This is a genomic window from Arthrobacter sp. CAU 1506, from assembly GCF_005047635.1.
Lineage (GTDB): Bacteria > Actinomycetota > Actinomycetes > Actinomycetales > Micrococcaceae > Crystallibacter.
This window is the reverse complement of the sequence record NZ_SUKC01000001.1, coordinates 134740-158550: the sequence shown is the minus strand read 5'-3', so window position 1 is coordinate 158550 and position 23811 is coordinate 134740. Positions and strand designations below refer to the sequence as shown.

General features: G+C 67.0%; 17 protein-coding genes, 2 tRNA genes and 1 pseudogene. 16 read left to right on the top strand and 4 right to left on the bottom strand.

What is annotated here, in order from left to right; translation table 11 throughout:
* Positions 1-84 precede the first annotated feature (84 nt).
* From E4J89_RS00755 to E4J89_RS00740, 4 genes are all read left to right on the top strand, one after another.
* Positions 85-1452 carry an extracellular solute-binding protein gene (locus E4J89_RS00755; RefSeq protein WP_136784188.1) on the top strand — a complete coding sequence of 456 codons (1368 nt, stop codon included), beginning with the start codon at positions 85-87 and terminating at the stop codon, positions 1450-1452.
* 96 nt (positions 1453-1548) lie between these two features.
* Complete coding sequence (locus tag E4J89_RS00750; RefSeq protein WP_240691647.1) at positions 1549-2400, top strand: sugar ABC transporter permease; 852 nt, start codon at positions 1549-1551, stop codon at positions 2398-2400.
* Between the two features lie 4 nt (positions 2401-2404).
* On the top strand, positions 2405-3259 hold the full coding sequence (locus E4J89_RS00745) for a carbohydrate ABC transporter permease (RefSeq protein WP_136784186.1): 855 nt from the start codon (positions 2405-2407) through the stop codon (positions 3257-3259).
* Between the two features lie 30 nt (positions 3260-3289).
* Positions 3290-6412: a glycoside hydrolase family 38 C-terminal domain-containing protein gene (locus E4J89_RS00740; RefSeq protein WP_136784185.1), complete on the top strand. Its 3123-nt coding sequence runs from the start codon at positions 3290-3292 to the stop codon at positions 6410-6412.
* A gap of 10 nt (positions 6413-6422) precedes the next feature.
* Here E4J89_RS00740 and E4J89_RS00735 read toward each other — a convergent pair whose 3' ends face one another.
* Positions 6423-7586, bottom strand: coding sequence for a winged helix DNA-binding domain-containing protein (locus E4J89_RS00735; protein WP_136784184.1), 1164 nt, complete (start codon positions 7584-7586; stop codon positions 6423-6425).
* An 11-nt stretch (positions 7587-7597) separates the two neighbouring features.
* The gene (locus E4J89_RS00730; protein ID WP_136784183.1) at positions 7598-8440 is read right to left on the bottom strand and encodes an SGNH/GDSL hydrolase family protein; all 843 of its coding nucleotides are present in this window, start codon (positions 8438-8440) and stop codon (positions 7598-7600) included.
* Between the two features lie 155 nt (positions 8441-8595).
* Between E4J89_RS00730 and E4J89_RS00725 the strand changes: the two genes are divergently transcribed.
* Entirely contained in the window at positions 8596-9657 is a 1062-nt protein-coding gene (locus tag E4J89_RS00725; protein WP_136784182.1) for an alpha/beta hydrolase, read from the top strand.
* A 231-nt stretch (positions 9658-9888) separates the two neighbouring features.
* Positions 9889-10539 (top strand): dienelactone hydrolase family protein, encoded by a 651-nt coding sequence (locus E4J89_RS00720; RefSeq protein WP_136784181.1) that lies wholly within the window; start codon positions 9889-9891, stop codon positions 10537-10539.
* A 697-nt stretch (positions 10540-11236) separates the two neighbouring features.
* Here the strand turns inward: E4J89_RS00720 and E4J89_RS00715 are convergent.
* A complete protein-coding gene (locus E4J89_RS00715) occupies positions 11237-11464 on the bottom strand; it encodes an RNA-binding S4 domain-containing protein (protein ID WP_136784180.1) in 228 nt (75 codons plus the stop codon).
* A 9-nt stretch (positions 11465-11473) separates the two neighbouring features.
* Between E4J89_RS00715 and E4J89_RS00710 the strand changes: the two are divergent.
* The 10 genes and pseudogenes from E4J89_RS00710 to E4J89_RS00665 all read left to right on the top strand — a co-directional run.
* Positions 11474-12451: pseudogene (locus E4J89_RS00710) on the top strand (DMT family transporter); the annotation flags it as partial.
* Between the two features lie 222 nt (positions 12452-12673).
* A complete protein-coding gene (locus E4J89_RS00705; RefSeq protein ID WP_136784179.1) occupies positions 12674-13636 on the top strand; it encodes a DMT family transporter in 963 nt (320 codons plus the stop codon).
* Between the two features lie 173 nt (positions 13637-13809).
* Positions 13810-15198, top strand: a complete 1389-nt coding sequence (locus E4J89_RS00700) for a glycine--tRNA ligase (RefSeq protein WP_136784178.1) — start codon at positions 13810-13812, stop codon at positions 15196-15198.
* A gap of 86 nt (positions 15199-15284) precedes the next feature.
* Positions 15285-16193 carry a GNAT family N-acetyltransferase gene (locus E4J89_RS00695; protein WP_136784177.1) on the top strand — a complete coding sequence of 303 codons (909 nt, stop codon included), beginning with the start codon at positions 15285-15287 and terminating at the stop codon, positions 16191-16193.
* A 22-nt stretch (positions 16194-16215) separates the two neighbouring features.
* The gene (locus tag E4J89_RS00690; RefSeq protein ID WP_136784176.1) at positions 16216-16884 is read left to right on the top strand and encodes an HAD family hydrolase; all 669 of its coding nucleotides are present in this window, start codon (positions 16216-16218) and stop codon (positions 16882-16884) included.
* A 114-nt stretch (positions 16885-16998) separates the two neighbouring features.
* The gene (gene dusB, locus E4J89_RS00685) at positions 16999-18180 is read left to right on the top strand and encodes a tRNA dihydrouridine synthase DusB (RefSeq protein WP_136784175.1); all 1182 of its coding nucleotides are present in this window, start codon (positions 16999-17001) and stop codon (positions 18178-18180) included.
* Positions 18173-19468, top strand: coding sequence for a deoxyguanosinetriphosphate triphosphohydrolase (locus E4J89_RS00680; RefSeq protein WP_240691606.1), 1296 nt, complete (start codon positions 18173-18175; stop codon positions 19466-19468). Before dusB ends, E4J89_RS00680 begins: the two co-directional genes overlap by 8 nt.
* Before the next feature lie 108 nt (positions 19469-19576).
* Positions 19577-21697 carry a DNA primase gene (gene dnaG, locus E4J89_RS00675; protein WP_136784173.1) on the top strand — a complete coding sequence of 707 codons (2121 nt, stop codon included), beginning with the start codon at positions 19577-19579 and terminating at the stop codon, positions 21695-21697.
* Positions 21698-21836: 139 nt separating this feature from the next.
* Positions 21837-21909: transfer RNA gene (locus E4J89_RS00670), tRNA-Asn, on the top strand.
* Positions 21910-22145: 236 nt separating this feature from the next.
* Positions 22146-22218: transfer RNA gene (locus E4J89_RS00665), tRNA-Asn, on the top strand.
* Between the two features lie 58 nt (positions 22219-22276).
* On the opposite strand, the gene E4J89_RS00660 is transcribed toward E4J89_RS00665, so the two are convergent.
* On the bottom strand, positions 22277-23698 hold the full coding sequence (locus E4J89_RS00660; RefSeq protein WP_136784172.1) for a GH1 family beta-glucosidase: 1422 nt from the start codon (positions 23696-23698) through the stop codon (positions 22277-22279).
* Positions 23699-23811 lie beyond the last annotated feature (113 nt).

The following is a 23811-nucleotide window of genomic DNA, read 5'->3' as shown; positions in this document are numbered from 1 at the left end:
ATGGAGCCCATCGGTAGCATGCCCGTAGGCTCGCGACCACGCCAACGGCGTCTGGCCCGGAAGCCTCCACTACGAGGGGGAACCATGCTGCGTGACTACCGATTCAAAGTGTCCCTGATGGCCGTTGGAGTGCTGGCGCTGACCGGCTGTTCCGGTGGCGGCGGAGGCGGAGAAGGGGGAACCTCCCAAAGCTCCGCACTGCGGATTGTGTACCAGACCACCGAGGCCAACGCCACGATGGATGAGGTGATGAAGAAGGCGAAGGCCGACTTTGAGGCTGCGCACGACGGCGTGACGGTCAACTTGGAATCCATCACCGGCAGCGACGAAGACTATGCGACCAAGCTCGCCTTATCCCAGCGATCGCCGGACACCGCCCCGGACGTGTTTTACGAGGACACCTTCAAGATCCGTTCGGACGTTGATGCCGGCTACCTCCTGAATCTCGATCAGTATTTGGCCGGGTGGGACGACTGGGCGAATTTCAATGAGGGGGCCAAAGAGGCCGGCCGGGCGGACGATGGCAGCATCTATGCTGTCCCTCTGGGCACCGATACTCGGGCCATTTGGTACAACAAGAACGTCCTGCAAAAGGCCGGCGTGGACGTCCCCTGGGCGCCGAAGGACTGGAACGCCATCCTGGAGGCGGCCCGCGCCATCAAGTCCTCGCAGCCGGACGTGGTCCCGTTCAACCTCTACGCGGGCACGGGTACCGGCGAAGGCACCGTCATGCAGAGTTTCTACCAGTTGCTCTACGGTACCGGCGACACGCTCTATGACGACGCTGAAGGCAAGTGGGTGGTCGGTTCGCAGGGCTTCATCGACTCGCTGGCCTTCCTGCAGACGCTCTATCAGGAGGAGCTGGCCGTCACTCCGGCCGAGGCCCTGGACCCGAACGTATGGCAGATGGTCTTCGGCCAACTGTTTCCCGAGGACAAACTGGGCGGAACCGTGGAAGGCTCCTACTCGCCGTCGTTCTGGCAAGAGGGAGGGTTGGTGGACTGGCCCGAATATGGTGACGTGATGGGCGTTGCCCCGTTCCCCACGCAGAACGGCCAGGAGCCCGGTGCGGTCAGCATGTCCGGCGGTTGGACCCTGGCGGTGGGAGCCAATACAGCGAATCCCGATCTCGCGTTCGAGTTCCTCACGGAGGTCATGAACCAGGAGAACTCGCTGCAGTACACCGTGGCCAATTCGCAGATCGCAGTCCGTACCGATGTGGCCAAGGACCCCGCTTACTTGGACGCCAATCCATTCGTGGGCGACGTTTCCGAACTGGTCTCGGTGACGAATTACCGACCCGCCACAGCCGACTACCCGCAGATATCCACCGCCGTCCAGGAAGCCACCGAAGCAGTGATGATGGGGAAGCAGACGCCCGCGGAGGCCGCGGCCGAGTTTGACGCCGCCGTCACCGACCTTGTCGGCGCAGAAAACACAGTACAGAAGTAGCCGGCAGTGACAGCCGCCGAGGTGGTGGCCCGTGACGCCGAAACGCGTCGCGGCACTGAGCAGCGCGGCCGGGGCCGCCCGCCGCGGAGGGGCGTCCTGCGGCTGGTGCCGCTCGGCCCTGCCGTGCTGCTGCTGGGCGTGTTCCTGGCCGGCCCGATCCTGTGGGCTTTCTACGGGTCCCTGACCAATGCCGCCCTGACCGGCGTCGCGGCCAAGGACCCGCAGTGGGTCGGGCTGGAAAACTACACTGAGCTGCTCAGCGACCCGGACTTCCTGCAGTCGCTCTGGCTGACCGTCATCTTCGTCCTTGTCTCCGCCGTGCTCGGCCAGAACCTGCTGGGCCTGGCGATCGCGCTGCTGATGACGAAGGCCAGCAAAGCGGTTTCCGCTGTGGTGGGGGTCTGCGTCGTCGCGGCCTGGGTGTTGCCGGAAATCGTGGCCGGCTTCGTGGCCTATGCCTTCTTCAACCGGGACGGAACCCTGAACCAGCTCACCGCGCTCTTCGGCATCGACGGGACCGACTGGCTGTTCACGGTCCCGATGCTGGCGGTGATCCTGGCCAATATCTGGCGGGGAACCGCGTTCTCCATGATGGTGTACCAGGCGGCGCTGAACGATGTGCCGGAGGAAATCACCGAAGCGGCGATGATCGACGGCGCCGGCGGGTCAAAGCGGTTGTGGTACATCACGCTGCCGATGATCCGGCACAGCATTGCCACCAACCTGATGCTCATCACCCTGCAGACGCTTTCGGTCTTCACCCTGATCTACGTGATGACGGCCGGCGGCCCGGCAGGAGCCAGCACCACGCTGCCGCTCATGGCCTACGAGGAAGCCTTCCGCTACAGCGACGTTGGCTACGGCACCGCAATCGCCGTCGTCATGCTGTTGATCGGGGCGGTCTTCTCCATCATCTATATCCGGGCGCTGCGCGAAAGGAAGGGCTGATCCGATGAACCGTCCAGGTCCGCTGTCAGTGGCTTCCGGCCGGCGCAGTACCGTTGCGGCGCTGGCGAACGTCTCCTTGCTGGTGATTGCGGCATGTTTCTTGCTGCCGTTGAGCTGGTTGGTCCTGGCATCCCTGGATGCGGAGGCCAGCTATCAGACACAGATCCCCAATGAGGTGTCTACGGCCAACTACACGGCGGTGCTCACCCCGGAACTGACGTTTGTGCCACTTCTCAACAGCTTCCTGCTGTCCGGCGGGACCGCGGTGGTCACCGTGCTGGCGGCGGTGCTCGCGGCCTATCCGCTCTCGCGGTACCAGCTGCGTTTCAACAAGCCGTTCCTGTACGTCGTTTTGTTCGGGACGTGCCTGCCGATCACGGCGATCATGGTCCCGGTCTACAGCCTGTTCGTGCAGCTGAACTTCCTCGATTTGCTGGCGGCCACCACGCTGTTCATGGCGGCATCCTCCCTGCCGATGGCCATCTGGATGACGAAGAATTTCATGGATTCGGTCCCGGTCAGCCTGGAAGAGGCGGCCTGGGTAGACGGCGCCTCGGCGATGAACGCCCTCGCCAGGATCGTGGTGCCGCTGATGCGTCCGGGACTTGCAGTGGTGTTCATCTTCGTCTTTATCCAGGCCTGGGGGAACTTCTTTGTGCCCTTCATCTTGCTGCTCTCGTCAGCCAAGCAGCCGGCGGCAGCGAGCATCTTCAGCTTCTTCGGCCAACATGGTGCCATAGCCTACGGGCAGTTGGCGGCGTACTCGGTCCTGTATTCGGTGCCGGTGGTGCTGCTCTACATCCTGGTGTCGCGCGGGATCGGCGGTTCCTTCGCGATGGCTGGTGCGGTCAAGGGCTGATGCGGCAGATCTGACGGAGAGGGCGGTGCCATGCACGACGACGGGGCCCAGGTCCAGGCGCGAATCAGCCGGTTTATTCTCGAGCGGCTGCAACCGGCCGTCTATCCGGCAGCGGTTCCGGCCCGGCTCGGGGCCTGGCATGTTCCGGGCGAGCCGGTCCCGTTCGCCGAGGCGGTAGCGGCCGGCTTCTCCGAATTCACCACGGGCAGCGCCTGGGGGCCGCCCTGGTCCACCAGTTGGTTCCGGCTCACCGGACAGATCCCGGCGGCATGGACAGTGGACGCCGGGCACCGGCCGGAACTGCTGCTGGATCCAGGATTTACCCCCGGGATCCCGGGTTTCCAAGCAGAAGGGCTGGTCTACACCCCGCAGGGCAGCATCATTAAGGCCATCGAGCCGCGCAACCCCTACGTTCCGCTGGACGCCCAGCCCGGCGCCGCCGTCGAGCTTTATCTGGAGGCCGCGGCCAACCCGGACCTGATCGGGAACTTCACCTTCCAGCCCACGCTGCTCGGAGACCCGGCCACCTCTGGGCAGACCCCGTGCTACACGTTCCGCCAGGCCGACATTGCGCTGCGCGACGTCGTGGCATGGGAACTGCTGCAGGACTTCACGGTGCTGGAGCAGCTCATCCTCCAACTGGATCCGGGCCAGCCGCGCCGCGCCCAGATCCTGCGCGCGCTGGAGCACGCCCTCAGCGTGCTGGACCCCGCGGACATCGCCGGCACCGCGGCAGCCGGCCGGGCAGTGCTGGAGCCCGTGCTCTCGGCACCCGCAGCCCACAGCGCGCACCGGATCCATGCAGTCGGCCACGCGCACATTGACAGCGCATGGCTCTGGCCGGTCCGCGAGACCAAGCGCAAGATTGCCCGGACCTTCGCGAACGTCGTCGCGCTGCAGGAGTCGGACCCGGAGTTCGTCTTCGCCGCCTCCTCTGCGCAGCAGTATGCCTGGCTGAAAGAGTCGCAGCCGGAGCTGTTCGCACGGGTGGCGGACCAGATCCGGGCCGGCCGCTTTGTCCCGGTCGGCGGGATGTGGGTCGAATCGGACACGAACATGCCCGGTGGAGAGGCACTGGCCCGCCAGTTCATCGCCGGGAAGAAATTCTTCCTGGCCGAGTTCGGCGTCGAACCGCAGGAGGTCTGGCTCCCGGACTCCTTCGGCTACTCCGCGGCCATGCCGCAGATTGCCCGCGCCGCCGGATCCCGCTGGTTCCTGACCCAGAAACTGTCCTGGAACGAGACCAACACCTTTCCGCACCACACCTTTTGGTGGGAAGGAATCGACGGCAGCCGTATTTTCACCCACTTCCCTCCGGCAGATACCTACAACGCCGAGCTGACCGCGGCCGATCTGGCCCGGGCCGAACGGCACTTCGCTGAGAAGGGGGCCGCCAACACCTCGCTGCTGGCTTTCGGCTACGGCGACGGCGGCGGCGGGCCCACGCGCGAGATGCTCGCCGCCGCGCACCGCACGGCCGACCTGGAAGGCTCGCCGCGGGTGCAGCTCTCCAGCCCGGAGCGGTTTTTCCGCGCCGCCGAGGAAGAGTACGACCGGCCGCCGGTCTGGTCGGGGGAGCTGTACCTGGAGTACCACCGCGGCACCTACACTTCGCAGTCACGCACCAAGCGGGGCAACCGCCGCAGCGAGCACCTGCTGCGCGAGGCCGAGCTCTGGGCAGCGACGGCGGCGGTGCGCGGCGCAGCGGCCTACCCTTACGACGCGCTGGAGCGGGCGTGGCAAACCGTGCTGCTGCAGCAGTTCCACGACATCCTGCCCGGATCCTCGATCGCCTGGGTGCACCGCGAGGCCGAGGCCAACTACGCCAGACTGGCGGCAGAACTGGCGGGCCTGATCGATGGCTCGCTGCGTGCGCTGCTGGGCCGGGGCGCCAGCAGCGCTGTGGCCAATGCCGGGCCGTATCCGATGGAAGGCGTGCCCGCGCTGGGTGCCATCAGTACCTCCGGACCGGCCGAGCCGGCCGCGCCAAGCGTGGTCATTGAACCGAACGGTGACGGCTGGTTGCTGGACAACGGCCTGCTGCGGGTGGTGATCGATTCCGAAGGCCTGATTTCCTCGCTCATGGACGTGGATACCGGCCGGGAAGTGATCCCGGGCGGCATGTCGGCGAACCTGCTGCAACTCTTCCGCGACACACCGACCAGATGGGACGCCTGGGAACTGGAGGAGCACTACAAGTCCGTCTGCCAGGAACTGCGGGAAGTTCATGCCGTCGAGGTGTTTTCCAGCACCGCGGACAGCGACGACGCCCGTCCGGAAGCATCTCACCCTGGCGATGCCCCTATCGGTCCGGTGCCGCTCCGGGGTCCCTGCGCCGGGCTCCAAGTCAGCCGCCGGTTCGGCAGCTCGCAGGTTACCCAGACGGTCTGGCTGGCCGCCGGCTCCCGTTCACTGGAATTCGAGACGACAGTCGACTGGCACGAGCGCCAGAAACTACTGAAGCTGGCCTTCCCGCTGGACCTTCAGGCCGACCGGGCGGCATCGGAGATCCAGTTCGGCCACGTCTTCCGGCCCACGCACAGCAACACGTCATGGGACGCGGCACGGTTCGAAACCTGCGCGCACCGCTGGGTGCAGGTGGGCGAGCCCGGCTTCGGCATCGCTGTCGCTAACGACTGCAGCTACGGGCACGACATCCGGCGGACTGATTCGACTGCCACGCCGGCTACCGTCGTGCGTCAGTCGCTGCTGCGGGCGCCGCTGTACCCGGACCCGCAGGCCGACCAAGGCGAGCACACGTTCCGCACGTCCTTGGTGGTCGGTGCCGGGATTCCGGAGGCGGTCCGGGCCGGGTACCGGCTCAATCTGCCGCCGCGTCGCGTGCAGGGCGTGGGGGCCGGCCCGGTGGAACCGCTGTTCACTGTGGACAATCCGGCAGTGGTCATCGAGGCCGTCAAACTGGCCGAGGATCGAAGCGGCGATGTGATCCTACGCTGTTACGAGGCCTTCGGCAGTCGCGCGGAGGCCACGATCGGCGCCGGTTTCGGCTGGGTCCGGGTTTCGGCTACGGATTTATTGGAGCGGGACGTGGCCGGTGTCCGGCTGGAGCAACCGGCGGAGCGCACAGTGAGGTTCGAGTTGCGCCCGTTCCAGCTGTTGACGCTCCGCTTCCACCGCGGGGCCAGCGGCTGACGATCGCGGTTCAGGCCGGTTCCAGCGTGAGCGGTCGGCGCAGGAACGCCGCGTAGCGTGCCACGGCACGGTCTATGGCCACGTGCTCCGCAGGGCTGAACGCGCGCAGCGGCCTGAGCCGCAGTTCGGCGAGTTCCGGCTTGAGGACGTGTTTCCAGTTCCCGGCCATTTTGCCGTCCAGCAGCAGCACATGCTGCGGCACCGCGCTGCTCAGCGCGGCGGGGGCCGACCCGCCCAAGTAACCGCGGGTTTTCGTGTAGCCCATGACGTACTCGTCGTAGCACTGGATCAAGTCAGCGCGGGGCCCGGCATTCGCCGCCGAGCGGGCGCCGCCGCCGTCCCCGGCTGCGGGGGAGAACCACAGTTCCACGCCGTCGGCTTCGGCCCGCTCCAGTCCTTCGTGCGCGCCGGCCTCCAGGCCGCGCCGGATGTCGGCCTGTGGCAGCTTGGACCAGTCCGAGCAGTCCTTCACCGAGGCCGGTCCCCGGCTGGTGAAGTACCGCGCGGTGAGCTGTGCCAGTGCTGCGTCGCGGTCAAAGTCCGTTGCCAGCGGCGGGACGCGCTCGTCGAAGGATGCATACGTTTGCTGCACCGTGCCGGAGTCCGCGGACCGCGGCGTTCCGCTGACCAGGATCCGCGACATTTCGGCGTGAAACACCAAATGACCCAGCCGCTGGCCGCGCAACGGGGCGCCATTCAGCTTCGCCCCGTCGTCCTCAAGCAGCCCCGCTTCGGTGAGCCGGGCAGCCAGCTCGTCCCGGGTGCGGTGCCGGCCATCGGCAACCGTCTCGGCCAGCAGTTCGTTGCTGCGCGCGACCGTCGTCTCGTCCAGTCCCAGCTGCCGGTCCCGGCCCTTATTGCCTGCCTTGAGCCGGGGTTCGGAGAGCAGCATCAGCCAGCGCAGATCGCTGTGGTGCACGAAGTGCCAGGTGGGCCGCAGAACGTGCGTGCGCAGGATCGTTCCGGTGGCGATTGCCGCGTCAATGGGCGCTGCGCTGTCCCGGGCCGCTCCGCCGGTCCGTTGCGCCAACGACCAGCGGGCATAGGCATACTCCTGCGATTGGAAGGCGAGGAGCCAGCGCAAGGCGGCCTCGGCGTCGTCCGCGGGACGGTCCCAGAGCCGCTGGGCCCGCAACCGGTGGCGGCGGACGTCTTGGGCATCCGGCTGCTGCATGCCGGGTGCCGTTATCCGGCGGTGCCGGGAGGCATGCCCGGGCCGAAGAACGGATCCGCAGCCGGACGCTTCGGCAGGATCCCGTCACCGGAGGACTGGTGCCGGAGTCGCCGCAGCACCCAGGGGACCAGGTGTTGGCGGGCCCATACCAGGTCCTCCGTGCGGGCGGTGCGCCAGCGCTTGGGCGGGAGCGGTTTGGGCGCTTCCGGCTGCAGCGAATGCTCGACGTTGAGGGCGTCCAAGACCATGGCGGCAATGGTGTGGTGGCCGAGCGGCGAGAAATGCAACCGGTCCGGTGCCCACATCTGCGGCGCCTTCAACTGCCGCAGCGCCCACATGTCGGCAATGATGGCGTCGTGGCGGGCGGCCACCGTCCGCAGGTTCTCGTTGTAGATGGCCGCCTTGCCGCGGACACTGCCGATCAGCGGGGTATCCCCGACATCGGGCGCGGTGAACAGCACAATGGTGGCCCCCGAGGCAGCCAGCTGGAAGACGGCCCGGTCGATCTTCTCCGCCAGGGCATCCGGATCGGCCCGGGGGCGGATCACGTCGTTGCCGCCGGCACAGATCGAAATGAGGTCGGGCTTCAGCGCCAGAGCGGGTTCGATCTGTTCATCGACGATCTGCTGCAGCAGGCGGCCGCGGATGGCGAGATTGGCGTACGCGAAGTCCTCGTGGCCGCGGGCCAGTTCCTCGGCCACGCGATCGGCCCAACCTCGGTAGCCGCCCGGGCTGCCCGGATCAGGGTCGCCGATGCCTTCGGTAAACGAATCACCAATGGCCACATAGCGGCTCCAGGGGTGGCCGGCGGCACCGGCGGAAGAGGGAGCTTCGGGACGGGACAAGTTACTCACAGGTACATCCTGCCAACAAGCAGCCGCGGATGCACAGAGATGCCCGTAGAAAAACCTGAATCATCTTTCAGGAAAGCATGGCCTGCGGGAAAATCTTTGGCTAGTCTGTGAGCTGGAGCCGGCCATCTCGGCCGACCGGATCTCGAGGAGCTCAGATGGAATTGCTGGCGGGAATCACTGCGCGGCGGGTGCCGACCGAGCGGCTGACGATGAACGTCCTGGAGCGTGCCGGTGACCGGCCTGACGGCATTCCGGTGATCCTGGTGCACGGGAACGTCTCCTCCTCACTGTTCTGGCAGGAGACCATGCAGGCGCTGCCGCCGGAGTACCGGGTGCTGGCGCCGGACCTGCGCGGATTCGGCCAGACCGACACCGCCCCGGTGGACGCAAGCCGCGGGTTGCGTGACTTCGCCGACGACCTCCATGGGCTGCTTGAGGCTCTGCACTTGAGCCCCGCGCACGTGGTCGGCTGGAGCATGGGCGGTGGTGTGGTGATGCAGTACGCGCTGGAGCACCCGGTTCTCAGTCTTGCGCTGCAGGCGCCGGTCTCGCCGTACGGCTTCGGCGGCACGGCAGGTCCGGAGGGGCGGAGGCTCACCGAGGACGACGCCGGGACCGGCGGAGGGGGTGCCAACCCGGACTTCGTCGCCCGGCTGGAGGCGGGCGACACGAGCGACGACGCGCCAGCCGCGCCCCTGTCGGTCTACCGCTCCACCTACGTGCATGCCGGCTTCGAATCCCCGCACGAGGACATCTGGATCGAATCGATGCTCAGCACCAAGACCGGCCCCGACAATTATCCCGGGGATTCCGTCCCGTCGCAGAACTGGCCGGGCTTCGCACCAGGGCGCCGCGGCGTGCTCAACACGATGGCGCCGGGAGTCTTCAATACCAGCGCCATCGTGGATCTGACGGACAAGCCGGACATTCTGTGGATCCACGGCGACAGCGATGCAATCGTCTCCGATGCGTCGTTCTTTGACCTGAACTGCCTGGGCAAGGCCGGTGTGCTGCCCGGCTGGCCGGGGGAGGAGACGGCACCTCTGCAGCCGATGGTCTCGCAGACCCGGGCAGTGCTGGAAAAGTATGCGGCCAACGGCGGACGCTTTACCGAGGTGCTGCTGGAAAACTGCGGGCATTCGCCGCACCTGGAATACCCCGAGCGGTTCATCGACGAACTAACAGCACACATCGGGCGGAGCGGCGCTCCGGCATAGCTCCGGGCTTCCGAGGGACGGCGGGCAGATTCTGGACGTCGGCCAGTCAGGTTGCCGACGGCCGCCCCTGGATGACGGCGGCCCGCTTGTGGACGACGGCGGCCTGCTTGCCGACGGTCGGACCGCTTGGCGACGGCGGCCCGCTTGCCGACGGCCAGCCCACCAAAAGGCGGCCACCCCGGAGAAACTCAAACTTTCAAGTAATGACGTTTCTGTGCGATCATGGACGGCATGACTGAAACTACTTATCAGCCCGTGGTTGCCTGGTCCAAGCCCGAGCAGGAACGGGCAGGCACGCCGCTGCTGGTGCTCTTCCACGGCTACGGATCCCACGAGCAGGACCTGATGGGCCTGGTGCCCGGACTGCCGGAGGAATTCACCGTGGCGGCTGTCCGCGCGCCGGTGGCGATGGGCCCGGGCTTCACCTGGTTCCCGCTGATGCACGAGCCGGACTTCTCCGTGGATAAGGTGACCAAGGCCGTCAGCGACGTGGTGGCCTGGCTGGACAGTGTCAAGGGCCAGCACAGCAGCGTTTCGGTGCTTGGCTTCTCAATGGGCATGGCCGCGGCCACGTCGGTGCTGCGCCACCGGCCGGAGGAGATCGCCGCCGTCGTCGGGCTCTCCGGGTTCGCCGTGCCCGCCGACGGCAACGAGTTCTTCCGCGACGAGGCCGTCAAAGCCATCAAGCCGCCAGTCTTCTGGGGCCGTGACCAGGATGACCCGGTCATCACCGCTGACAAGATCGAGTTCACGCACGAGTGGGCGAACGAGCACGTGGAGCTGACCAAGGTGCTCTACGCCGGGATCGGCCATGGCATCAATGCCCAGGAACTGTCGCACGTGAAGGAGTTCCTGACCTACAAGGTGCTGAACGCCCAGTAACACTCACCTGGTGGTCGATCCCGGTGGTCGATGGAGCCGCGCCAGCGCCGAGTAGAGACCTGGTCGACCACCGGGGTCTCCGCGCGTTCGTTGGCGCTCTCTTGGTCGACCACCGGGGAGACGGGTCGGTGGTCGACCAAGAGAGCGCCAGCGCCGAGTAGAGACCCGTCGACCTCGGGTCCATGGAGGCGTCAGGCCGAACGAGGGTCGATGGAGGGGCGTCAGGGCCGGACTGGGGTCGGACTGATGGGTTCGCGTGATTCGCTCCCACGTATAGGGCTAACTTCCCTTGTTTCAGAACGTTTAAATAGCGCTGACTAGGGGAAACGTCACGGGCCGCCGCTAAGACGTGGGAGCGAACGAATGGTGACTTACGTCCAGCCTCCCGACCTCTGCTGGAGCCAAGTGGGGTCCTGCCGGCGCCGATCCCGGTGGCCGATGGAGGCGCGCCAGCGCCGAGCATGTACTTGGTCGACCACCGGGTCTCCACGCGTTCGCTGGCGCTCTCTTGGTTGACCACCGGGGTCTCCACGCGTTCGCTGGCGCTCTCTTGGTTGACCACGGGGTCTCCACGCGTTCGCTGGCGCTCTCTTGGTCGACCACCGGGGTCTCCACGCGTTCGCTGCGTTCGGGGGTCGATGGAGGCGCGCCAGCGCCGAGTAGAGACCGGTCGACCACCGGAGGAGTCTGACGGCCGTCAGGCGCGGCTGACGCGCACCGTTTCGCCGTTGCAGCTGACCGTGTCCCCATCGTGGAGCTGGCGCCCGCGGCGGGTCTCGATCTCGCCGTTGACCTTCACCAGCCCGTTCTCGACGAATTCCTTGGCCTGGATCCCGTCCTCGGCCAAGTTGGCCAGCTTGAGCAGCTGGCCCAGCCGGATCATTTCGTCACGGATCGGCACGTCATACATTTCGTCGGAAGCCATGCTTCCATCATGCCTGACCGCGCCCGGCATAGGGTGTCCTGTGTGTCCAGTAACTCGCCTCTGCCGCTGATCCTGAGCCTACCGCTGGCGGTCGGCACCGGGCTGGCCATCCCGGTGCAGGGTCGGATTACCGGTGCGCTCGGTGCGGAGCTCGACGACGGTCTGGCCGCCGCCGTCGTCAGTTTCAGTGTGGGGCTGGCGGTGATGGCGACGGTGTCCCTGGTGCTGCCCGCCGGTCGGGCCGGAATCCGCCGGATTGCCCCTGCCCTGCGCGAACGGTGTTTCCCGCGCTGGTACCTGCTGGCCGGGTGCCTCGGCGCCTTCATGGTGTTGTCCCAAGGCCTGACCGTCTCGCAGATCGGCATCGCGCTGTTCATTGTGGCCACCGTCGCCGGCACCTCGGTCAGCGGCCTGCTGGTGGACCGGCTGGGGCTGGGACCGGCGGGACGGAAGGCGATCACCGCACGGCGCATCGCCAGCGCGGCGCTGACCTTGGTGGCTGTCGCCTGGGCGGCGTCGCCGAAGTTCTCCGTTGAGGCAGGCGGCCTCGGGCTGTTGCTGGTGCTGCTGCCGTTGGCGGCCGGCTTCCTGCGCAGCTTCCAACAGGCGATGAACGGAACCGCCACCGTGCATTACGGCACACCGCTGACGGCCACGCTGATCAATTTCGCCGCGGGCAGCGCTGCGCTGTGGCTCGCCTGGCTGGTGAAGGTGGCGGTGGCGGGCACGGGCAATCCGCTGCCCTCGGACTGGTGGTACTACCTGGCCGGTCCCATGGGTTGCGTGTTCGTGGTCTTTGCCAACATCCTGGTGCGCTCGCTCGGCGTCCTGCTGGCCGGAATCGGAATGATCGCGGGGCAACTGCTCGGGTCGCTTGCGCTGGATGCATGGTTCCCCGTGCCCGGAAGCCTGCTGGCTCCCGCCACCGTGCTGGGGACGCTGCTGGCCATGGCCGCGCTGCTGCTGGCCACGGTGCCGGCGCCGCGCTGGACGGCGGGACTGCGAAACCGGCCGGCGGAGCAATCCGGCGCTAGGACGGCAGGGCAGCCCGGGATCGGGGCGCCGCGCTGGACGGCGGGACTGCGCAACCGGCCGGCGGGACAGCCCGTGACTGAGGCGGCGGAGCGGTCCGGGATCGGGGCGGCGGAGCGGTCCGGCACCGACGCGATGCCACGGCGGTGAGAGCACCACGGCCATAAGGTAGTTGGTGTGTCTGTCCACCATCGTCTTCCGCTGGCCGTTGGCCTGCCCTTGGCCGTTTTTGCTGGTATCTGCATGCCGATCCAAGGCCGGATCAACGGTGCCCTCGGCGCCCGGCTCGACGACGGGCTGGCGGCCGCCGTCGTCAGCTTCAGCATTGGCCTGGTCCTGCTGGCAGCGCTATGCCTGCTGCTGCCGGCGGCCCGCCGCGGGCTGCGTCGGGTGGTTCCGGCGCTACGGGAGCGGAAGTTCCCGCGCTGGTACTTGCTGGCAGGCTGCAGCGGCGCATTCCTGGTTCTGAGCCAGGCTGAAACAGTGGCGCTGATCGGCATCGCGCTGTTCACGGTCGCGGCTGTCACCGGGCAAACCGTCTCGGGTTTGCTGGTGGACCGGCTGGGCTGGGGCCCGGGCGGTCGGAGTCCGGTAACGGGGATCCGCCTGATCAGCGCGGTGCTGACCGTGGTGGCCGTGGCCTGGGCGGTGTCGCCCAAACTCTCGCTCGGCGGCCCGGCCGGCGCCTGGCTGCTGCCGGTGATGCTGCCGCTGGCCGCGGGCTTCCTGCAAAGCTTCCAGCAGGCCCTGAACGGCGTGCAGACCATGCACTACAGGTCGCCGTGGCCCGCCACGTTGATCAATTTCGTGGTGGGCGGCGCGCTGCTCTGGGCGGCCTGGGGCATTAAGGTGGCGATCGCCGGCACCGGCAATCCACTGCCGTCCGAGTGGCGGTACTACCTGGGCGGCCCGATCGGTTGCGTTTTCATCGCGCTCGCGGCGGTGCTGGTCCGTTCGCTGGGCGTCCTGCAAACCGGCCTGGGCATGATTTCCGGGCAGATCCTGGGCTCGCTCCTGCTGGATCTCACCGTTCCGGCTCCGGGCACCATCATTACGACGGCGACGGTGCTGGGAACGCTGCTGACGCTCCTGGCGGCCGTGCTCGGCACACTGCCGTGGCGGCGCCGTGACTTCGGCTGACGGAGCCGTGGTTGCGTCGGGCGCCTTATTCGGGTTCGGGGGAGCGTTTTCGGTAGGCTAACGTTGTAGCTTCGCTATGCGCCGATCCGCATCCGGAACCGCCGGACGGGTCTGTGCCATAACAACCCTCGGACCGCACCCAGCGGCCCTGGAGAGATACGGAGAACCACCTCATGGCAGCAGCCAAATCAGTCCTCGATTCGATCATCTCGCTGGCCAAGCGCCGCGGCTTCGTTTTCCAGGCTGGTGAGATTTACGGTGGATCCCGCTCCGCATGGGACTACGGGCCGCTCGGCGTCGAGCTGAAGGAAAACATCAAGCGCCAGTGGTGGCAGACCATGGTGCGCGGCCGCGACGACGTGGTCGGGCTGGACTCCTCGGTAATCCTGCCGCGCCAGGTCTGGGAAGCCTCGGGCCACGTGGACGTCTTTTCCGACCCGCTGGTGGAATGCCTCAACTGCCACAAGCGCTACCGCGCCGACCACCTCGAGGAAGAATACGAGGAGAAGAAGGGCCGGGCGCCGGAAAACGGCCTCAAGGACATCGCCTGCGCCAACTGCGGCACCAAGGGCGAGTGGACCGAACCGCAGGAATTCTCCGGCCTGCTCAAGACCTTCCTGGGCCCGGTGGCGCACGAGGAGGGCATGCACTACCTGCGCCCGGAGACCGCGCAGGGCATCTTCGTGAACTTCAACAACGTGCTGACCACCTCGCGGAAGAAGCCGCCGTTCGGCATCGGCCAGATCGGCAAGAGCTTCCGCAACGAAATCACCCCGGGCAACTTCATCTTCCGCACCCGCGAATTCGAGCAGATGGAGATGGAGTTCTTCGTGGAGCCGGGCACGGACGAAGAATGGCACCAGTACTGGATCGACGCCCGGCTGCAGTGGTACGTGGACCTGGGCATCAACCGGGACAACCTGCGCCTCTTCGAGCACCCGCTGGAAAAGCTGAGCCACTACTCCAAGGGCACCACCGACGTCGAATACCGCTTCGGTTTCCAGGGCTCGGAATGGGGCGAACTGGAAGGCATCGCCAACCGCACGGACTTCGACCTGTCCACCCACACCAAGCACTCCGGCACCGACCTGAGCTACTTCAACCAGGCCACCAACGAGCGCTACACCCCGTACGTGATCGAGCCGGCCGCAGGCCTGACCCGGTCCTTCATGGCGTTCCTGGTGGACGCCTACACCGAGGACGAGGCACCGAACGCCAAGGGCGGAGTGGACAAGCGCACCGTGCTGCGGCTGGATCCGCGGCTGGCCCCGGTCAAGGCCGCGGTGCTGCCGCTGTCCCGCAACGAGGACCTCTCGCCCAAGGCCAAGGAACTCGGAGCGGCGCTGCGCAAGAACTGGAACATCGACTTTGACGACGCCGGCGCCATCGGCCGCCGCTACCGCCGCCAGGACGAGATCGGCACTCCGTTCTGCATCACGGTGGACTTTGACACCCTTGAGGACCAGGCCGTGACCATCCGGGAACGCGATTCGATGGCCCAGGAACGCGTCTCGCTGGACAAGGTCGAAGGCTATCTGGCGGCCCGTCTGATCGGCGCCTGACAGGAGCCTCGAGCATCCGCTACCGTCACAGGAACCGCCCGTTCCAGGGCCTCGCACCCGCTGAACGCACCCGCTGAAGGAGAACCATGGCCCAGCTGACCTACCGCGACTGGCGCGAAGACGATGACCTGGCCCTGCTGGAAATTTGGGGCGATCCGGAAACCGGCCAGGCCGGCCATTTCCGTGCCATGCTCAGGCCATCCGCGGACCAGCCCTGGTCGCGGTGCATCGTGGCGGAGGACCAGGGGATAGCGGTAGCTGCCGGCGCGGTCTACGAGACCAGCCTGCACCCGGACCGGTTGTGGGTCTACGTAGAAGTGGCCCGCGATCACCGCGGCGCCGGAGTGGCCAGCGACCTGCTGGCGCGCCTCCGCGCCGAAGCCGAGCAGGCGCCGTCGGGCGTGCGGAAGCTCCGGGCCAAAGTGGAGCCGGACACCTCCGGTGCCGCGTTTGCCCGGGCTGCCGGCCTGACCCAGATCCAGAGCTCGCGCGTGGTGCAGGTGTCGCCGGGGGCGCTGCCGCTGCCGGCCCTCGGCGAAACCGGCCCGCAACTGGAGGAGGCGGCCACCGGATCGGTGGAGCTGACCCGGGCAGTGGCGGACTTCTACAATTCCGTCCACGTGTGGGACCGCGCGGACATGACGGTGGGCCGGGCACAGCAGATGCTGCTTAGCGAGTCCGCGGGAGCCGGTGGCGCGGTTGTACTGCGCGGCGCCCCGAAGGCTGAAGGCGGCACCATCCAGGCCTTCGCCATCAGCTACACGCACGAGCGCACCGACGCACCGGCGGACGTGCTGCTGGGCTACGACACCGCCCTGCCGGCCGACGAAGCCGAGGCCGCGGTGCGTGCCTTGCTGGCCATGCTGGTGGCCCAGCATCCGGTGCAGCTGGAGGTGGACGATTCGATGACCGCCGTGCTGGCCGTGCTGCAGCCGCTGCTGGACTCCGGCCTCGCCCGGCAGCTGGGCCCGGCAACCTCCATCGTCAGCGACTGACCCGCCGAGGCAAGGAGCGGACATGAAGGGCGTGCTGTTCGACGTCGACGGGACCCTGGTGGACTCGAACTACCTGCACGTACTGGCCTGGTGGCAGGCCTTCCGGCAGGCGGACGTAGACGTTCCGATGGCCGCCATCCACCGCTGTGTCGGGATGGGCGGTGGCCGCCTGGTCGAGGAGTTGCTTGACGGCGGCCGCGACCGGTCCGGAGACGAACAGATCAAGGCCGCACACGGCGCCGTGTTCTCCACCTACTGGCCATCGCTGCGCCGGTTTGAAGGTGCCCGGGAACTGGTGGACCGCGCGGCGGCGGAGGGACTCGCCGTCGTGCTGGCCTCCTCTGCCGAAGAAGCCGAGCTGGCCGTGCTGCGCCGGGTGATCGACGCCGACGGGTCGATCACCGCCGCCACCAGCTCGGCGGACGCTGACAACAGCAAACCGGCGCCGGACATCCTGCAGGCGGCCCTGGACGCGGCCGGATTAAGGGCCGAGGACACTGTTTTTGTGGGCGACGCCGTCTGGGATATCCAGGCGGCCGGCGAGCTGGGGATTCCCTGCATCGGCCTTGAGAGCGGCGGAACCATGGCGCAGATCCTGACCCAAGCAGGCGCCCGGGAGGTGTACCGGAACCCGCAGGACTTGCTGGAGCACTTCACCGAAAGCGCCCTCGGCGGCCTGCTGCGCGCCTAAACGGTGAAAGCGCCCCGGATTCCGGCGGTGGCCGGGCACAGCCCACAGCGGCGGGACGATCCACAGGCGGGCTGGCGGCCGCGCGGATTTGCCCGGTTTTGAGAGAATAGACGGGTGACACTTACCGCTGCATCCGAACCGGCCGCCAAGCTTGAGCTTCCACCGCTCAAACTCGGCCCGATCACCGTCGACACACCCGTCGTCCTGGCCCCCATGGCAGGCATCACCAACAAGGCGTTCCGCCGGCTCTGTCGCGAGTACGGTGGCGGTCTCTACGTGGCCGAAATGGTGACCTCCCGGGCGCTCGTCGAACGCAACCGGGAGTCGATGCGGATCATCTCCCACGACGAGGACGAGGACGTGCGCTCCGTCCAGTTGTACGGTGTGGATCCGAAAACGGTGGGTGCTGCCGTCCGGCTGCTGGTGCAGGAAGACCGCGCCGACCATATCGACCTGAACTTCGGCTGCCCGGTTCCGAAGGTCACGCGCCGCGGCGGCGGTTCCGCGCTCCCGTGGAAGACCGAGCTGTTCACCGCGATCGTCCAGGCGGCGACGCGCGAAGCCGGCAAGGGCAACGTGCCATTGACCATCAAGATGCGCAAGGGGATCGACGACGACCACCTCACGTTCATCGAGGCCGGCAAGATCGCGCGCGACGCCGGGGTGGCCGCCGTCGCCCTGCACGGCCGCACGGCCAGCCAGTTCTACTCGGGCCAAGCGGACTGGAACGCAATCGCCGAACTGCGAGAAGCGCTGCCGGACATCCCGGTGCTGGGCAACGGCGACATCTGGAGCGCCGAGGACGCGGTGCGGATGGTGCAGCAGACCGGAGTGGACGGTGTCGTCGTCGGCCGTGGTTGCCAGGGGCGCCCCTGGCTATTCGGTGACCTGCAGGCGGCTTTTGAGGGGACCGACACCCGTTTCCGGCTGGGGCTGAAGGATGTTGCGGACAGTTTCTACCGGCACGCCGAGCTGCTGGTGGACTATTTCGAGGACGAAGGGAAGGCGCTGCGGGATATCCGGAAGCACGTGGCCTGGTACTTCAAGGGATACGCGGTCGGTGGCGAATTGCGGGCCGCGCTGGCCCAGGTGCCCACGCTCGAGGTGCTCCGCGAACTGCTGGCCGAGCTGGACGCCGAGGCGCCCTACCCCGGCGCGGACGCCGAGGGTCCGCGGGGCCGCGCCGGTTCGCCCAAGCGGCCGGCGCTGCCGGACGGCTGGCTGGCCAGCCGGGAACTGAACGCCGAACACAAGGCGATGATCGCCGCAGCCGAACTGGATGTGTCCGGTGGTTGAGGCGCGCACCGGTCGCCCGGCGCCGCCAACGCCCGGATACACGGACTTTGATCAAGAGCGCTGGTACGCGGAGGAACCGAAGAGCACCTACCGGACGCAGTTCGAACGGGACCGTGCCCGCGTGCTTCATTCGTCGGCTTTGCGCCGCCTGGGCGCCAAGACGCAGGTGGTGTCGCCGGATACGGACGATTTTGTCCGGACCCGGCTGACCCACAGCCTGGAAGTGGCGCAAGTGGGCCGCGAACTGGGCCGGACGCTGGGCTGCGACCCGGACGTGGTGGACGCGGCCTGCCTCTCCCACGACCTGGGCCATCCTCCGTTCGGGCACAACGGGGAGACCGCGCTCAACGCGGCCGCGCATGCCATCGGCGGTTTCGAAGGCAACGCCCAGACCCTTCGGCTGCTCACCCGGCTGGAGCCGAAGATCCTGCGCCCGGACGGCTCTCCGGCCGGCCTGAACTTGACCCGGGCCAGCCTGGACGCGGCCTGCAAGTATCCGTGGGCCGCCAACGACGCACCGGTCATCCACGGCAAACGCACCAGCAAGTTTGGCGCCTATGAGGACGACCTTCCCGTGTTCAATTGGCTGCGGGAAGGAGCTGCCGAGCGTCGCTCCTGCCTGGAAGCCCAGGTAATGGATTTGGCCGACGACATCTCCTACTCTGTGCACGACGTCGAAGACGCCATTGTGGCCGGACGGATCCAGCTCAAGTGGCTGGACAGCGCCGACACCCGCAGCCGCGTGATCGGCTACACCCAGCAGTGGTACCTTCCCGCCAGCGACGCCCAGGAAGTGGATGACGCCCTCACCCGGCTGGAGCAATCCGGGGTATGGGTGCGCGAAGCCGACGGCAGCCGCAAAGCGATGGCCGCGCTGAAGGACATGACCAGCCAGCTGATCGGCCGTTTCTGCTCCAGCGCGATGGAAGCCACCCGCTCCATTTACGGCCCGCAGCAGCTGACGCGCTACGAGGCCGAACTGGTGGTACCGCAGGCGACCGCCACCGAGATTGCCGTGATGAAGGGGCTGGCCACCACGTTCGTGATGACCACGGATCTGCGCCAGCCGGTCTACGAGCACCAGCAGGAAATCCTGCACGACCTGGTCAGCGAGCTGCACGCCACCGGGGAGAAACATCTGGAAGAGCCCTTCGCCGCCGATTGGCGGGACGCCGACGACGACGGCGCCCGCCTGCGCGTGGTGATCGACCAGATCGCCTCGCTCACCGATGTCTCCGCGCTGGCGCTGCACGAACGCCTGATGGGGGCCCACCGCACGCTGCTCTGATGCCGCGGACCTGCCGACTCGCCCTCCACAGGCGGCCGCCGGGGCATCGCCGTCCCCAGCGGGCACGGCGAGCGGCGCCGATTTGGCGCCGCTGCATAACATAGGACTATGGCCGGACTCATTAAACGTGAAGACATCGATGAAGTCCGCCAGCGTACAGACATCAAGGAAGTCGTCGACGGCTACGTCACGCTGAAATCGGCAGGCATCGGTTCCTTCAAGGGCCTGTGCCCGTTCCACGACGAGCGTTCGCCGTCGTTCCATGTCCGTCCGCAGGTGGGAACCTACCATTGCTTCGGTTGCGGCGAAGGCGGGGACGTCATCTCCTTCCTGCAGAAGATGGACCACACCACGTTCTCCGAGACCGTGGAGAAGCTGGCCCACCGGATCAACTACACGCTGCGCTACGAGGACGGGGGGACCGGCCCGCGCCGGGAAGACGTCGGCAAACGGCAGCGGCTGCTGGATGCCCACAAGGTCGCCGCCGAATTCTTCCGCGAGCAGTTGCAGACTCCGGGCGCGGCCGCCGCGCGGGAATTCCTGTCCGGGCGGGGCTTCGACCAGGCAGCCGCAGAGCATTTTGCGGTGGGCTACGCGCCCCAAGGCTGGGATGGCCTGCTCAAGCACCTGACCGGCCGCGGCTTCAGCCAGGACGAACTGCGCCTGACCGGTATGTTCTCCGGCGGGTCGGACGGTTCCGACGGCAGGAACAGCCGGATCTACGACCGTTTCCGCGGACGGCTCATCTGGCCCATTCGCGATTTGACCGGCGCGACGATTGGTTTCGGCGCCCGCAAGCTGTACGAAGACGATCAGGGACCCAAGTACCTGAACACCCCGGAGACGGTGCTGTACAAGAAGTCGCAGGTCCTCTACGGGATTGACCTGGCCAAGCGGGACATCGCCCGCAGCCGCCAACTGGTGGTCGTGGAGGGCTACACGGACGTGATGGCTTGCCACCTCTCCGGCATCCAAACGGCTGTGGCGACCTGCGGTACGTCCTTCGGCACGGACCACATCAAGATTGCCAGGCGGCTGCTGTCCGATGATGGAACCGGCGGCGAAGTGATCTTCACCTTCGACGGTGACGAGGCCGGCCAAAAGGCCGCGCTGCGAGCCTTCGAAGAGGACCAGCGCTTTGTTGCCCAGACCTATGTTGCGGTGGAGCCCAGCGGCGCCGACCCTTGCGACCTCCGCCTCAGTCATGGCGAAGGCGCGGTGCGCGAACTGATCGGTTCCCGCCGTCCGTTGTTCGAGTTCGCCATCAAGGCCACGTTGAAGAAGTTCAATCTGGATACCGTCGAGGGGCGCGTCTCGGCGCTGCGGGCCGCCGCGCCGGTGGTGGCCGAGATCAAGGACCCGGCGATGCGGCCCGGGTACTCGCGTGAGCTGGCGGGCTGGCTAGGCATGGACGTTGAGGACGTCGCCCGTGCGGTGGCCGGTGCCGTCAAGCGTGGGCAGGCCGGGGCCGCCGGAAAGACCGGCCGGGAGCGGGACCAGCAGGGCCGCGGGCAGGACCAGCCCAACCGCGGCGGGCAGCAGCCGCAGGCGCGGGACTGGCAGGGCAGCAACCGTTCGCCAAACCGGCAAGGCGGATGGAACGCAGCCGCCCCTTCCCGGCCGCAACCGGACGGCCATGCCGGGGCTCCGCCGTACGACCAGGCTGCGCAGCACTCCTACCGCGACGGCGACCAGCACGGCGGTTTTCCTTCCTATGGGCCGGAATCCGGCCAGATGCCAGCACCGGAGCCGGCCTACCCGCGGCCGGACCTGCGGGACCCCGTCGTCCGGTTGGAACACCAAGCGCTGGAAGTGGCCATCCAGCAACCGGGCCTCCTCGATGCGAACCAGTGGGAACAGTTCATGCAGGCCCGTTTTCTGGCGCCCATGCACGTAGCCGTCCATGGCGCCGTGAGGGCGGCCGGCGTGTCCGGGGCCACGCCGTCGCAGTGGGTGGAGACCATTCGGCAAGAGGTGCCTGAGGAACTGCGCAGCTTTGTCTCCGAACTGGCCGTCACGCCGCTGCCGGCACAGAACGACGACGCCCTGCGGCTCTATTGCCGGGGGATCCTCAATCGAATGCAGGACCTGCAGATCACCCACCTCAAGGCGGACAAGCTAGGCCAATTGCAGCGGATGGATCCATCAGCCGATCCCGAGGCCTTCCAGCAGATCAACCGTGAACTGATGGAACTGGAGATGCAGCGACGCGCCCTTCGCTCGGAATAGCAATGCGGGGGAGCGGCCGTGGGTGCCTGGCGTGTTAGGCGCGCCACAAGGCGCCCGATGGGCAGTCCACGATTGGCAAGTTCCGGGCTGCATTGAGTATGCTGTTGGAGGTCAAACCGCCGATGGCGGATGACTGCTTTCCCCCGTAGCTCAATTGGCAGAGCATTCGACTGTTAATCGAAGGGTTACTGGTTCGAGTCCAGTCGGGGGAGCGGATGCACCGGATCCCTGTCCTCATCGTGAGGGCGGGGATCCGTTGTTTTGTGGCCTTGCGGGCTGAGGCACGTGAAGCTTATGGGCCAAAAGCGTGTGTCTGGCCTATAACCCGCATGTGATGTTTTCCACGGTCGACGCGTCCCGACCTGTGCGTAATTCCCGACGCCCGCGCCCCGGGTGATTCTCGATTTCGCTCCGTGTCGGCGGACTGCTAGAGTTTTATTCGCTTCATTCCCCCGTAGCTCAATTGGCAGAGCATTCGACTGTTAATCGAAGGGTTACTGGTTCGAGTCCAGTCGGGGGAGCTCAAGGAAAAGATCCCGCACCGATGTCCGGTGCGGGATCTTTTTTCGTGCGGTGCCTTTACGGGGCGGTGCCAACCTGGTTGCTGGCCGCGACCTGGGCATACCAGCGGCCGCTGGACTTCACCGTCCGCTCCAAGGTGTTGTAGTCCACCCGCGTCAATCCGAAGCGCTTGGCGTATCCCCAGGCCCACTCGAAGTTGTCCATCAGGGACCAACCGAAGTAGCCCCGGAGATCCACGCCGGCCTGAATGGCGCGATGGCATTGCACGATGTGGGCGCGGAGGAACTCGAGCCGGTGCGGGTCGTGGACTGCGCCGTCGTCGGAGACCTCGTCGTCGAACGCGGCGCCGTTCTCCGTAATGTAGAGCGCCGTCCCGGCCGGACCGCTGTATTCGTCCTGCAGTCGCAGGAGCAACCGGTACAACCCATCGGGCTGGATTTCCCAGCCCATCGCCGTCGTCGGCAGGCCGCGGGACACGGAACTGACATGGTCGGCTGCGGGGTAGGCCGGAGCTATCTGCCGCTCGACAGGGGCGGCATGCGCGTTTTCGGCATCCGCCCGCGGATGGCCGGTCACCGCTTCACCGTGGTAGTAGTTGACCCCCAGCGTGTGGATCGGGGTCCGGATCAGGTCAAGGTCGCCGTCCCGGATCTGGGAATCCAGTCCGTACTCCTCCACGTCCGCCAGAAAATCATGCGGATACTCCCCGTTGAAGATCGGATCGAGGAAAGCGCGGTTGAACTGGCCGTCGATGCGCCGGGCGGCATCGACGTCGACCGGGTCGTCCGGGTCCAGGGGGTCTGCGATCGTGAAGTTCAGCGTGAGGCCCAGCTTGGCGCCCGGATCGCGGCGGCGCAGTTCGTCCACCACCAGGCCGTGGCCGAGGAGCAGGTGGTGCATGGCGGCCAGGGCCTGGGCCCGGGACTGTATTCCCGGCGCATGGACCCCTGAGCCATAGCCGAGGAAGGCCGAGCACCATGGCTCATTGAGGGTGGTCCAGACCCGTACCCGGTCCCCGAGCGCCGCATGGACGTCCAGGGCGTAGTCCGCGAAACGGTAGGCCGTGTCACGGTTCGCCCAGCCGCCCTGTTCCTGCAGCGCCTGGGGCAGATCCCAGTGGTAGAGCGTGAGCCACGGCTTGATGCCGGCGGCACACAGTTCATCGATGAGTCGCGAATAGAAATCCAGCCCGGCCGGATTCACCGCTGCGTCGTCCGGTTTGATCCGCGGCCACGATGTGGAGAACCGGTAAGCATCCAGATTCAGGGAGGACATCAGGGCAACGTCCTCGCGGTACCGGTGGTAGTGGTCGCACGCGGTCCCGCCGTTCTGGCCGCCGACGACGGCGCCGGGAAGCCTGCAGAAGGCATCCCAGATTGAGTCGGTACGGCCGTCTTGGTCCGACGCGCCTTCGATCTGGTAAGCGGCCGTGGCCGCACCCCAAAGGAATTTCTTCGGAAAGTGCAGGACCTTGCTCATGGGTTGATCTCCCGAGGGGGCGGATAGTGACTGCCTGCCAGCCTAGATGGCGCGGGATACGAACGTAAGCGTTTACTCACAATTTTTGTCCCACGGCACTGCAATGAATGTCC